An 11,474-nucleotide genomic window follows, 5' to 3' on the forward strand; every position below is an offset into this window, starting at 1 on the left:
GTAAAGCTTTCTTACCGGGCAGGCGGGTCACTGTCCACTGGCACGGCCTTCACCCGCGACAGCGCAAGGTCGAGGAACGCGGCCTCGGCCCGCGAGGGCGGGCGCTCGCGATGGCAGAGCGCGGTGAAGGGCCGGTCGATCGCGGGCAGGCCCGGCACCTCGACCAGCCGGCCGGCGGCCAGCGCCTCGGCCGTCACCAGCCGCGACAGCACCGCGACCCCGCCCCCGGCCAGCGCGGCGGCCAGCACCGCCTCGTTCGAGGCGAAGGCGATGCGGTCGGGCAGGTCTTCGGGGGTCAGCCCCTGCCGCGCCAACAGCCGCTCGCAGATCGCGCGGGTGCCAGAGCCCGGCTCGCGCAGAAGCCAGCAGGCCTGCGCGAGGTCTGTGGGCGCCACGCGCGCCCAGGGGTGGTCGGGTGTCACCACCGCCGACAGCCGGTCGCCGCCCAGATCACGCAGGCGCAGAAGGTTCGACGCGACCGGCCCCTCGACGAAGCCCAGATCGGCCTCCATCGCGGCGACGGCTCGGGCGACCTCGGCGGTGTTGGCGAGCCGCAGATCCAGCGCGACGCCGGGATGGGCGCGGTGGAAGGCGACCATCACGGCCGGCAGCCACCATGTGCCCAGCGTCTGGCTGGCCGCCAGCCGCAGCGTCCCGCGCGCAAGCCCCGCGACATCGGCCAGCGCGCGCTCCGCGGCCTCGGCGCGCGCCAGCACCGCCCGCGCCTCGGGCAGGAAGGCGCGCCCCGCCTCGGTCAGCACGATCCGCCGCCCGACCCGATCGAAGAGCCGCACCCCGTGCCGCGCCTCGAGCGCGGCGATCGCCGAAGAGGTGGCCGATTGCGTCAGGTGCAGCGCCTCGGCGGCACGGGTCACATGCTCGCGCTCGGCGACGGCCAGGAAGATGCGGAGCTGCTCGAGCGTCATGGGCCCGAGCCTAGAGCGCCCCGCGCAGCCAGACCAGCACCAGTGCGAGCGCCGAGATGAAGATCCAGGCGGCCGCGGCCAGCGCCAGCGGCCGCAGCCCGCGCGCGCGCAGGCCCGCGACATGGGTTTCAAACCCCATCGCCGCCAGGGCTATGGCCAGCAGCGCGGTGGTCAGCGGCCGGCTGGCGGCCAGCCAGTCCTGCGGCACCCAGCCGGTCGAGGCGAGAAGGATCGCGCCCAGGAAGCCCGCGACGAACCAGGGGAACGGCGCGCGGGCCGCGGCGCCGCCACGCTCGGCCCGCGTGGCCAGTGCAAGACAGGCCACCAGCGGCGCCAGCATCGCCACGCGGGCCAGTTTCGACAGGATCGCCGCCTCGCCCGCCGCCGCCCCGTGCTGGCTGCCGGCCGCCACCACCTGCGCCACCTCGTGGATCGCGGCCCCGGTCCACAGGCCGTAGTCGCCGGGCGCGAGATCCAGCGCGGTGCCCAGCGCCGGGAAAGCCAGCATCGACAGCGTGCCGAAAATCGTGACGCAGGCCACGGCATAGGCCGCATCCTCGTCCCGCGCGCCGATGACCGCGTTCGCCGCCACCACCGCAGAGGCCCCGCAGACCGAGGTACCGGCCGCGATCAGCCGCGACAGCCCGGCCTCTACCCCCAGCACCCGGCCAAGGGCGCAGGTGAAGACGAAGGTCGCGCCCAGCACCGTCGCCACCAGCGCAAGCCCGCCCAGCCCGACCGAGGCAAGCTGGCCCAGCGTCACCTGCAGCCCCAGCAGCACGATCCCCGCCCGTAGCACCCGGCGCATCGCGAAGGCCGACCCCGCCCTGAGCGGCGCGACCCGCGCGGGCGCCAGCGCCCCCAGCAGGCTGCGCGCGCAGAGGCCCAGCAGGATCGCGAGGATCAGCGGGCTCAGCGCGCCCAGCCCCGGCAGATGCACCAGCGCGCTGGCCGCGACGGCAAGGGTTGCGGCCCCGGCAAGACCGGGCAGCACGGGATGGGGCGGGCGAAGGGGGGTGAGAACCGACATGGCGGCAGGCTAACGCCGCCGCGATCCATCGATCCAACGCATTGATCCGTTGCTTTCAATCGACCCGACCGAACGATCCGGCCGAGACATAGACGCAGCGCCCGGGCGGGGGCTCAGCCCAGCGCGCGCGTCATGAAGGTGCTCATCGGATCGGGCGCGTAGCTGCCGAACGGCGGACAGACGAAGAAGCCCTCGCTCTCGTAAAGCGCGCGGGCGGCGGCGAAGCTGGGCTGGCTGCCGGTTTCGAGGCTGATCCGCGCAAGGCCTAGCGCCCGCGCCTCGGCCAGCAGGTGGCGCAGCAGCACCCGGGCCAAGCCCCTGCCCCGCGTCTCGGCCAGAACATGCATGGACTTGATCTCGCCCTCGGCCGCCCCGAACAGCTTCAGCGCCGCCATCCCGACCGGCTGGCCGCTGCCGGCCGGGCCGTCGCGCAACACCCAGAACAGGATGCCCGGCACCGCCAGTTGGCCCGCGTCCATCATGTGGATGCTCTCGGGCGGCGTGTCGGCATGCATCGCCTCGGTATGGCGCGCCATCAGCAACGAAAGCTCGGGGCTGCGCGGATCCCCGCGTTCGATCACCACGTCACCCGCCATGTCGCCCCCGTCACCTTGCCTTGGCGCGGTTCTGGCATGACGAAGGCGGGAAGGCCAGATCGGGGACAACGCAGGCGGTCGCCCGGACCGCCGACCTAAACTCAGACCGTCGAGCGGCTGATGATGACGCTGCTGGCTGCGGTCTCGACCGCCTCGCGCACGCGCTCGAGCGTCGAGAGGCCGCATTCGCACCAGAAGATCTCCTCCTCCGCCCAGAGGACGAGGGGATGGGCGGGCGCGCGCAGGGTTTCCAGCGCCACCTTCGCGGCGCCGACGTCCCGCAACAGCGGGAACAGTCCGATGGTCTCCTGCGGATCGAAGTCTTTCATGAGGTCGGCCTCACTGCAAAAACTGTGCAACCATAACGTGACCGGCTCCGCGGGGTTCCTGCCGGCGGATAAGATTTACACCAAATGTATAATTGTTGCACCGACAACACAATCTTAAAGCGAGTACCCGGCGCCCTCGCCGCAGCGGGGGATTCAGCCCCGCACCACAGCCCCGCAAGGGCCGCACGGCATCGCGCCCCCGCGTGACGCCGCGTCGCACTCCTTTCCTTCACGCGCGCGCAAGCCAGATCACGGTTCAGTGATTGTTGGAGCTTTATTCCATGAGGACCTGCCCTTCGTTGCCGCAGCCCTCTGATGCGCGACGCGCGCACCGCGCCCTGCCCATCCCCGACCCGATCCAGGGATCACGACCGCCCGGGGCGCCGCCTCGCAACCGGCGCACCGCCGGAGCAGGCGCGCAGGGCCACTGCCGGACTCACACGAAGGGAAACATGCCATGAAGGCACTTCTGATCGCCGTCACGCTCTGCCTGTCGGCCGCCGCCGCACAGGCTTCGCTGGTCACCTACGAATACATCGGCCCCCGCCTGACCGGCGGCTACAGGTTCGGCGACCCGCCCCCCGGCTTCTGGCCCGGCTCGCTTCGCGGCATGCATGACATCATCACCCTCGATACCGCGCTGATCGAGGGCTACGGCCTCGGGCCGTCGACCCTGACCGTCGACCTGTCCGAAAACGACCCGGTCGTCGCGGCCTTCCAGTCCCACGACATCCTGCGCCGCAAGGGCCTGCCGGAGCTGAACTACGGCTTCTTCAACACGACCTATGTCTTCGGCGACTTCTACGAATTGCGGTTCACCTTCGACGCCGCCGGCGAGGTGACCAACTTCAGCGCCGGATACCATCTGGGCGGCGACAGCTACACCGAGATCTTCGGCTCCTCTACCTACATCGGGTACGACTGGTTCTACGGCTGGGCCGAATACCAAGGCGGCGCCGGCAAATGGACGATCATCGGCCGCGACAGCCTGCCCCCGGTGCCGCTGCCGGCCGCCGCGCCGCTGCTGCTGGCCGGGCTCGGCCTGCTGGGGCTGGCCCGCCGCAAGCGCGCCCGCGCCTGACCGCCACCGCAGGGGGCCGCCCCGGCGACAGGGCGGCTCCCGACGCAGCGACGGCATTGATCGAAGCCCGCGCCTCGTGTCAGCTTCGGCAGAACGCGGCTGGGAGGCAAGGCGGCGCGCCTCGGGAGGGCCCTGGCGAAGGTGATCGACACGAGCGAGCCCACGACCGGCAGCGGCCTTTCGGCCCTGCTGGAGAGCGAGATCTTCCGGGATCAGGCGCTGCTCGAGGCAAGCTTCGGGCTGCTGCTGTTCGTGCTCATCCTGCTCGCGCTGCTCTGCCACTGGCCAAGTCGCGACTATGACGACGAGGACGAGGACGACTGGCCCTGAGGCCACAGTCCCTACACCGGACCCCATACCGGCTCCGGTGCTGCCCCCGGGCTGCAGGCGCCGACCGCCCGTTCGCGCGCAAGGCAAAAGCCCGGGCCCCGCGGGCGGCGGCCAAGGGCGCGCCTATCGACGGGACGGCGCAGCGACGCATCCTCCGGCCAGACCGGGAAGGCAATCGTGATCAAGGGGTTGAAGTGGTGGCGAGGGGGGGACTCGAACCCCCGACCCTGCGATTATGAGTCGCATGCTCTAACCAACTGAGCTACCTAGCCGCCGTGGCGCGCTGACTAGAGAACCCCGCGGGGGACGTCAAGCGGCTTTCGTCAGAAAACCATCACCGGCGTGCCGATCGCGACCTGGTCGTAGAGCGCCATCACATGCTCGTTCACCATGCGGATGCAGCCGTTCGACACCGACGAGCCGATCGATTGCGGCTCGGTGGTGCCGTGGATGCGGATCGCGGTGTCGCGGCCATCCTGATAAAGATACATCGCCCGCGCCCCCAGCGGATTGGTCGGCCCGCCCGGCATGCCATCGGCGTATTTCGCGTAATGCCCGGGGCTGCGCGCGATCATCTCGGGCGTCGGACGCCAGCTCGGCCATTCGACCTTGCGCGCCACCACCGCATTGCCGCGGAACTTCAGCTCGCCCCGCCCGACGGCCACGCCGTAGCGCATCGCCACGCCCGGCTGCAGGATGTGGTAAAGGAAGTACTTGTCCGACAGCACGTAGATCGAGCCGGCCGGCAGATCGCGCCGCACCCGCACCTGCTGGGGAAGATACTGGGCCTGCACCGGCGGCAGCACCGGGGCCGCCGCAACCGCCACCGGCTCGGCGGCCGCGAAGGCCGGCATCGCCCCGGCCAGCGTTGCACCCGCCGCCACCGTTCCCAGGAAACCGCGCCGATCCATCATCGTGACCCTCATCGCTTCCGCTCCATGCTGCCTCAGCCTAGCAAACGGGCCGGTTCAGACACAAGTTCCCGTGATCGCGCAGAAACCCGCCGATGACGCGCCAGGGCCACGCCCCGGCCTCTCGGCCGATCACGAGTCGTCGATCCGGGCGCCCGCGCCCCGCCTGCGCGCAGGAAATCATCGCAAGGCGCCCGCAATTCGGGCAGGCGCGCACAAATCTTCGGCAAATCCACGCCATCGTCACAATTCCTCCGACGGCGGCCCGCGACCGATCTCGGCGCGATTGCGACGCCCGCAACCGGGAGTGCATCACCAGCGACAGGGCCGGCAGCAGACCGGCCGGGGGGAGAGACAGGGACCGGCGCGCGAGGGGCGCCACGGGCCCGCAGCCCCCAAGCAACAGGGTCGGGATCACGGTCGCCCAAAGCCTGGAGAGGCTCGTTCGCGAGGGCGCGACCGCGACAGTTTGGAGAGGGAATATTCATGAAATTCAATGCGAAAACCCTTGTCGGCGCGGGCCTTGCCTCGCTGCTGATGACCACGGCGCTGCACGCGGCCGAGGACACGATCAAGGTCGGCATCCTGCATTCGCTGTCGGGCACGATGGCGATTTCCGAGACGACGCTGAAGGACGCCATGCTGATGCTCATCGAAGAGCAGAACGCCAAGGGCGGCCTGCTGGGCAAGAAGCTGGAACCGGTCGTCGTCGACCCGGCCTCGGACTGGCCGCTGTTTGCTGAAAAAGCGCGCGAGCTGATCTCGCAGGACAAGGTCTCGGCCGTGTTCGGCTGCTGGACCTCGGTGTCGCGCAAATCGGTGCTGCCGGTCTTCAAGGAACTCGATTCGATCCTGTTCTACCCGGTGCAGTACGAAGGCGAGGAATCCGAGCGCAACGTGTTCTACACCGGCGCCGCCCCGAACCAGCAGGCGATCCCGGCCGTCGACTACCTGATGAACGAGGAAGGCGTGGAGCGCTGGGTGCTGGCCGGCACCGACTATGTCTACCCGCGCACCACCAACAAGATCCTCGAGGCCTACCTGATCTCGAAGGGCGTCAAGCCCGAGGACATCATGGTGAACTACACGCCGTTCGGCCACTCGGACTGGCAGACGATCGTGTCCGACATCAAGACCTTCGGCTCGGCCGGCAAGAAGACCGCCGTGGTCTCGACGATCAACGGCGACGCGAACGTGCCGTTCTACAAGGAACTGGGCAACCAGGGCATCAAGGCCGAGGACATCCCCGTCGTCGCCTTCTCGGTCGGTGAAGAGGAACTCGCCGGTCTCGACACCGCGCCGCTGGTCGGCCACCTGGCGGCCTGGAACTACTTCCAGTCGGTCGAAAGCCCCGAGAACACCGCCTTCATCGACGCCTGGCACAAGTTCACCAAGAACGACAAGCGCGTCACCAACGACCCGATGGAAGCCCATTACATCGGCTTCAACATGTGGGTGAAGGCGGTCGAGAAGGCCGGCACCACCGATCCCGACAAGGTCATCGACGCCCTGCCGGGGATCGAGGTCCCGAACCTGACCGGCGGCACCTCGACCATGCTGCCGAACCACCACATCACCAAGCCGGTGCTGGTGGGCGAGATCCAGGACGACGGCCAGTTCGACGTGGTCTGGGAAACCAAGGACCTGGTGCCGGGCGACGCCTGGACCGACTTCCTGCCGGAATCCAAGGTGCTGGAATCCGACTGGGTGACGCTGAAGTGCGGCAACTACAACACCGAGACCAAGACCTGCGGCGCGACCAACTGATCGCCTCCAAGGTCTGAACAGGGGCGCGGGCCGTTCACCCGGTTCGCGCCCCGACGACTTTGCCTGTCGACGTTGCCCGCCGTCCCTGAAGGGCGACGTTCCCCGCCGGACCACTCCGGCGACCTTTCTCCGGCCCGGCCCGCCCCTCGTGGCGCGGCCCCGCCCCACGGTCTCGCTCACGCCCGAGGTGCCTCCCGATGCGGCTATTGCGCGCCCTGCTTGCCGGCCTGATCCTGGCCTGCGCCGGCCTCCCCGCCCTCGCCCAAAGCTCCCCCCAAAGCTTTGACGACCTCGTCAAGGCCCTGCCCGAGGGCAGCTATTCCGAACGCGGCGCCACGGTCGAGGCCATCGCCCGCACCGGCGACGCCCGGGCCGAGGCGGTGCTCGCGGCGCTGCTCGACGGCGCGCTGGGCCTCGTCGAGGCCACGGGCCAGGTCGTCACCACCGGCCCCGGCGCTGCCGATGCGCTGACCGGCGCGCCGGTCGACAAGGCCACCGCCGATGCCGCCGACCGCATCCGCGTGAACAATTCGCTGCGCCGCACGATCCGCGCGGCGCTCGGCGTGCTGACGCTGGGCAGCCCCGACCCGGCCAAGCGCCTTGCCGCGGCCGAGGCCGCCTACCGCTCGCCCGACCCCGAACAGGTCGAGCCGATCGCCGCAGCCATCGCCGCCGAGACCGACGCCCGCGTCCTCGCCGCCCTCGAAGAGGCCCGCGCCGTGGCGCTCCTGGCCTCGGACGCCGCGACCGAGGCGAAGCTCGAAGCGATCCCGGTGATCGCCCGGCGCGGCGACGCCTCGGCGCAGCAGGTGCTGAACCCGATCGCCACCGGCGCCGACCAGGCGCTGGCCGGGGCCGCCAAGTCCGCCCTGGCCGAGATCGAGCGCAGCCGTGCCGCCTGGGGCTTCGCGCAGAACATCTGGTACGGGCTGTCGCTCGGCTCGGTGCTGCTTCTGGCCGCGATCGGCCTCGCGATCACCTTCGGCGTCATGGGCGTGATCAACATGGCGCATGGCGAGTTGGTGATGCTCGGCGCCTACACGACCTATGTGGTGCAAGAGGCGATCCGCACCCATGTCCCCGGCCTCTTCGGCTGGTCGCTGCTGATCGCGGCGCCGCTCGCCTTCCTCGTCGCCGGCGCCGTCGGCGTGGCGATCGAGCGCGGCATCGTGCGCCACCTCTACGGCCGCGCCCTCGAAACCCTGCTCGCCACCTGGGGCGTCAGCCTGATCCTGCAGCAGGCGGTGCGCTCGATCTTCGGGCCGAACAACCGCGAGGTCGGCAACCCCAGCTGGATGTCCGGCGCCTTCCCGCTCGGGCAGATGACCGTCACCTGGAACCGGCTCTGGATCCTCGTCTTCGCGCTTGCCGTCTTTGCGATCCTCCTGTGGGTGATGAAGAAGACCTCGGCCGGGCTGCAGATGCGCGCCGTCACCCAGAACCGCGCCATGGCCTCGAACATGGGCATCCGCACCGCCTGGGTCGACGCGCTGACCTTCGGCCTCGGCGCCGGCATCGCGGGCCTCGCGGGCGTGGCGCTCAGCCAGATCGACAACGTCAGCCCGAACCTCGGCCAGGGCTACATCGTCGACAGCTTCATGGTCGTGGTCTTCGGCGGCGCCGGCAACATCTGGGGCACGCTGGCGGGCGCCTTCTCGCTCGGCATCGTCAACAAGTTCCTCGAACCCTATGCCGGCGCGGTCCTGGGCAAGATCATCGTCCTCGTCGCGATCATCCTCTTCATCCAGAAGCGCCCGCGCGGCCTCTTCGCGGTCAAGGGCCGCTTCGTCGATGGCTGACCTCTTCGCGCTTTCTCATTGGCCCAAATATCCTCGGGGGTCCGGGGGCAGACAGCCCCCGGCGCCCGCCACCCGCACCACCGGAGCGCAAGCATGACCGGCCTCATCGACCGCCGCATGGGCATCTTCCTCGCCGGGCTCTTCGTCCTGACCGTGGCGATCCCGGGCCTGAATCTCGCGACCGGCGGCGCCACCGTCCCCGACTACCTGATCCCGCTCTTCGGCAAGTATCTCTGCTACGCGCTGCTCGCCGTCGCGCTCGACCTCGTCTGGGGCTATTGCGGGATCCTCTCGCTCGGCCACGGCGCCTTCTTCGCGCTCGGCGGCTACGCGATGGGCATGCACCTGATGCGCGAAATCGGGCCCCGCGGCGTCTACGCGAACCCGATCCTGCCCGACTTCATGGTCTTCCTGAACTGGGACCGCCTGCCGTGGTTCTGGTACGGCTTCGACAACTTCCTCTTCGCCTCGCTGATGGTCGTGCTGGTCCCCGGCGCGCTCGCCTTCCTCTTCGGCTGGTTCGCCTTCCGCAGCCGCGTCACCGGCGTCTACCTGTCGATCATCACGCAGGCGATGACCTTCGCCCTGCAGCTCGCCTTCTTCCGCAACGAGATGGGCTTCGGCGGCAACAACGGCCTGACCGACTTCAAGGACGTGCTCGGCTTCAACCTGCAGTCCGACACCACCCGCGCCACGCTCTTCGTCCTCTCGGCCCTCGCGCTGGCGGGCGGCCTCCTGATCGGACGCTGGATCACCACCTCGAAGGCCGGCAAGATCCTCGTCTCGATCCGCGATGCCGAAAGCCGGACCCGGTTCATGGGCTACCGGGTCGAGGGCTACAAGCTCTTCATCTTCGTCGTCTCGGCGATGATAGCCGGCGTCGCGGGCGCGCTCTACACGCCGCAGGTCGGCATCATCAACCCGGGCGAATTCGCCGCCGCCAACAGCATTGAAATCGTGATCTGGGTGGCGCTCGGCGGCCGCGGCACGCTGGTCGGCGCCGCACTGGGCGCGATCCTCGTGGCGCTGGCCAAGACCCTGCTGACCGGCTGGTTCCCCGAATTCTGGCTCTTCGCCTTGGGCGCGCTCTTTATCCTCGTCACCCTCTACCTGCCGAAAGGGGTGCTCGGCCTGATCGAGGGCACCTTCGGCAGCCGCGCCCGTGCGCGCTCGCGCGCCGCCGAGGACGGGATGAGCGCCGACGACGCCGCCACCAAGACCGGAGCGAAAGCATGAGCGTCCAGCTTCTTCTCGACGGCGTCAGCCGCAGCTTCGACGGCTACAAGGCGATCAACGACCTGAGCCTCGCCGTCGACAAGGGCGAGCTTCGCGCGGTGATCGGCCCGAACGGCGCCGGCAAGACCACGATGATGGACATCATCACCGGCAAGACCCGGCCCGACGAGGGCGGCGTGTGGTGGAACCAATCGGTGGACCTGACGAAGATCGACGAGGCCGGCTCGGCCCGTCTCGGCATCGGGCGCAAGTTCCAGAAACCCACGGTGTTCGAGACGCATTCGGTCGAAGAGAACATCGCGCTGTCGCTGAAGGCGCCGCGCGGGGTCTTCGCCGCCCTCTTCCACCGCCGCACCGCGGCCGAAGAGGCGAAGATCACCGAGCTGCTGGAGCTCGTGCGCCTGACCGACGAGCGCAAGCGCCCCGCCGCCGACCTCAGCCACGGCCAGAAGCAGTGGCTGGAAATCGGCATGCTGCTGGCGCAGGACCCGGAGCTGCTGCTGGTCGACGAACCCGCCGCCGGCATGACCGATGCCGAGACGATGCGCACGGCCGAGCTTCTGCGCTCGCTCGCGGGCAAGCACACGGTGATCGTGGTCGAACATGACATGGACTTCGTGCGCGCGCTCGACTGCCGCGTGACGGTGCTGCACCAGGGCCATGTGCTGACCGAGGGCTCGCTCGACCACGTGTCGGCCAATCCCGACGTCATCGAAGTCTATCTGGGGCGCTGAAAGATGCTGGAGATCAAGGACATCGACGTCTTCTACGGCGCAGCGCAGGCATTGCGCGGCGTCTCGGTCAGCGCACAGCCCGGCCGCGTCACCTGCGTTCTGGGCCGCAACGGCGTCGGCAAGACCACCCTCATGCGCGCCATCACCGGCCGCCAGCAGATCCGGTCGGGCACCATGCGCTGGGAGGGGCAGGACCTCAGCCGCCTGCGCCCCGAGGCCCGCGCCCGCGCCGGCATCGCCTTCGTCCCGCAGGGGCGCGAGATCTTCCCGCTGCTCACGGTGCGCGAGAACCTGGAAACCGGTTTCTCGCTTCTGCCCCGGCGCGAGCGGGTGATCCCGGAAGAGGTCTTCGGCCTCTTCCCGGTGCTGCAGGAGATGATGGGACGGCGCGGCGGCGACCTGTCGGGCGGGCAGCAGCAGCAGCTGGCGATCGGGCGGGCGATGGTGATGCGCCCGCGGCTTCTGGTGCTCGACGAGCCGACCGAGGGCATCCAGCCCTCGATCATCCAGGACATCGGACGGGCGATCAAATTCCTGCGCGACCGCGGCGACATGGCGATCGTGCTGGTCGAACAGTTCTTCGACTTCGCCCGCGATCTGGCGGACGACTTCATCGTCATGGAACGCGGACAGGTGATCCGGGCGGGCGGCCGGGCGGACCTCGAGGGCGACGAGGTCCGCAACCTGCTCACCGTCTGAACCGAAAACAGGTCGGGGGGGCTCGCGAGCCCCCCC

12 protein-coding genes and 1 tRNA gene are annotated in these 11,474 nt (G+C 69.6%); 7 read left to right on the forward strand and 6 right to left on the reverse strand.

All coding sequences use genetic code 11. The features are described 5' to 3' along the window. Positions 1–11: 11 nt before the first annotated feature. The 4 genes from V8J36_RS07980 to V8J36_RS07995 all read right to left on the reverse strand — a co-directional run bounded on the left by V8J36_RS07980 (position 12) and on the right by V8J36_RS07995 (position 2,881). Positions 12–926, reverse strand: a complete 915-nt coding sequence (locus V8J36_RS07980; protein WP_336466755.1) for a LysR family transcriptional regulator — start codon at positions 924–926, stop codon at positions 12–14. Between the two features lie 10 nt (positions 927–936). Continuing rightward, a complete protein-coding gene (locus tag V8J36_RS07985) occupies positions 937–1,956 on the reverse strand; it encodes a YeiH family protein (protein WP_336466756.1) in 1,020 nt (339 codons plus the stop codon). Between the two features lie 113 nt (positions 1,957–2,069). After that, positions 2,070–2,552 carry a GNAT family N-acetyltransferase gene (locus tag V8J36_RS07990; protein WP_336466757.1) on the reverse strand — a complete coding sequence of 161 codons (483 nt, stop codon included), beginning with the start codon at positions 2,550–2,552 and terminating at the stop codon, positions 2,070–2,072. Positions 2,553–2,653: 101 nt separating this feature from the next. Then, positions 2,654–2,881 (reverse strand): hypothetical protein, encoded by a 228-nt coding sequence (locus tag V8J36_RS07995; protein ID WP_336466758.1) that lies wholly within the window; start codon positions 2,879–2,881, stop codon positions 2,654–2,656. A gap of 457 nt (positions 2,882–3,338) precedes the next feature. Between V8J36_RS07995 and V8J36_RS08000 the strand changes: the two genes are divergently transcribed. Both V8J36_RS08000 and V8J36_RS08005 read left to right on the forward strand, forming a co-directional pair. Further along, positions 3,339–3,962, forward strand: coding sequence for a VPLPA-CTERM sorting domain-containing protein (locus V8J36_RS08000; protein ID WP_336466759.1), 624 nt, complete (start codon positions 3,339–3,341; stop codon positions 3,960–3,962). A 141-nt stretch (positions 3,963–4,103) separates the two neighbouring features. Then, positions 4,104–4,292 carry a hypothetical protein gene (locus V8J36_RS08005; protein WP_336466760.1) on the forward strand — a complete coding sequence of 63 codons (189 nt, stop codon included), beginning with the start codon at positions 4,104–4,106 and terminating at the stop codon, positions 4,290–4,292. A gap of 195 nt (positions 4,293–4,487) precedes the next feature. On the opposite strand, the gene V8J36_RS08010 is transcribed toward V8J36_RS08005, so the two are convergent. Next, positions 4,488–4,564, reverse strand: a tRNA-Met gene (locus tag V8J36_RS08010). A 51-nt stretch (positions 4,565–4,615) separates the two neighbouring features. Continuing rightward, complete coding sequence (locus V8J36_RS08015) at positions 4,616–5,218, reverse strand: L,D-transpeptidase (RefSeq protein ID WP_336466761.1); 603 nt, start codon at positions 5,216–5,218, stop codon at positions 4,616–4,618. 471 nt (positions 5,219–5,689) lie between these two features. On the opposite strand from V8J36_RS08015, the gene urtA reads away from it, so the two are divergent. The 5 genes from urtA to urtE all read left to right on the forward strand — a co-directional run bounded on the left by urtA (position 5,690) and on the right by urtE (position 11,438). Beyond that, positions 5,690–6,970, forward strand: a complete 1,281-nt coding sequence (gene urtA, locus V8J36_RS08020; protein WP_336466762.1) for an urea ABC transporter substrate-binding protein — start codon at positions 5,690–5,692, stop codon at positions 6,968–6,970. A gap of 197 nt (positions 6,971–7,167) precedes the next feature. After that, complete coding sequence (gene urtB / locus V8J36_RS08025; protein ID WP_336466763.1) at positions 7,168–8,769, forward strand: urea ABC transporter permease subunit UrtB; 1,602 nt, start codon at positions 7,168–7,170, stop codon at positions 8,767–8,769. A gap of 93 nt (positions 8,770–8,862) precedes the next feature. Beyond that, positions 8,863–10,005 carry an urea ABC transporter permease subunit UrtC gene (gene urtC / locus V8J36_RS08030; protein WP_336466764.1) on the forward strand — a complete coding sequence of 381 codons (1,143 nt, stop codon included), beginning with the start codon at positions 8,863–8,865 and terminating at the stop codon, positions 10,003–10,005. After that, complete coding sequence (urtD, locus tag V8J36_RS08035) at positions 10,002–10,739, forward strand: urea ABC transporter ATP-binding protein UrtD (RefSeq protein ID WP_336466765.1); 738 nt, start codon at positions 10,002–10,004, stop codon at positions 10,737–10,739. The genes urtC and urtD overlap by 4 nt, the downstream gene beginning before the upstream one ends. A gap of 3 nt (positions 10,740–10,742) precedes the next feature. After that, positions 10,743–11,438 carry an urea ABC transporter ATP-binding subunit UrtE gene (urtE, locus tag V8J36_RS08040; RefSeq protein ID WP_336466766.1) on the forward strand — a complete coding sequence of 232 codons (696 nt, stop codon included), beginning with the start codon at positions 10,743–10,745 and terminating at the stop codon, positions 11,436–11,438. Positions 11,439–11,474: the final 36 nt, after the last annotated feature.

The organism is Frigidibacter sp. MR17.14 (assembly GCF_037095735.1).
GTDB lineage: Bacteria > Pseudomonadota > Alphaproteobacteria > Rhodobacterales > Rhodobacteraceae > Frigidibacter.

What these genes read in the sequence shown, in the direction of transcription:
- V8J36_RS07980 (WP_336466755.1), bottom strand. Translation starts at nt 926, where the DNA reads ATGACGCTCGAGCAGCTCCGCATCTTCCTGGCCGTCGCCGAGCGCGAG.
- V8J36_RS07985 (WP_336466756.1), bottom strand. Translation starts at nt 1,956, where the DNA reads ATGTCGGTTCTCACCCCCCTTCGCCCGCCCCATCCCGTGCTGCCCGGT.
- V8J36_RS07990 (WP_336466757.1), bottom strand. Translation starts at nt 2,552, where the DNA reads ATGGCGGGTGACGTGGTGATCGAACGCGGGGATCCGCGCAGCCCCGAG.
- V8J36_RS07995 (WP_336466758.1), bottom strand. Translation starts at nt 2,881, where the DNA reads ATGAAAGACTTCGATCCGCAGGAGACCATCGGACTGTTCCCGCTGTTG.
- V8J36_RS08000 (WP_336466759.1), top strand. Translation starts at nt 3,339, where the DNA reads ATGAAGGCACTTCTGATCGCCGTCACGCTCTGCCTGTCGGCCGCCGCC.
- V8J36_RS08015 (WP_336466761.1), bottom strand. Translation starts at nt 5,218, where the DNA reads ATGAGGGTCACGATGATGGATCGGCGCGGTTTCCTGGGAACGGTGGCG.
- urtA (WP_336466762.1), top strand. Translation starts at nt 5,690, where the DNA reads ATGAAATTCAATGCGAAAACCCTTGTCGGCGCGGGCCTTGCCTCGCTG.
- urtB (WP_336466763.1), top strand. Translation starts at nt 7,168, where the DNA reads ATGCGGCTATTGCGCGCCCTGCTTGCCGGCCTGATCCTGGCCTGCGCC.
- urtC (WP_336466764.1), top strand. Translation starts at nt 8,863, where the DNA reads ATGACCGGCCTCATCGACCGCCGCATGGGCATCTTCCTCGCCGGGCTC.
- urtD (WP_336466765.1), top strand. Translation starts at nt 10,002, where the DNA reads ATGAGCGTCCAGCTTCTTCTCGACGGCGTCAGCCGCAGCTTCGACGGC.
- urtE (WP_336466766.1), top strand. Translation starts at nt 10,743, where the DNA reads ATGCTGGAGATCAAGGACATCGACGTCTTCTACGGCGCAGCGCAGGCA.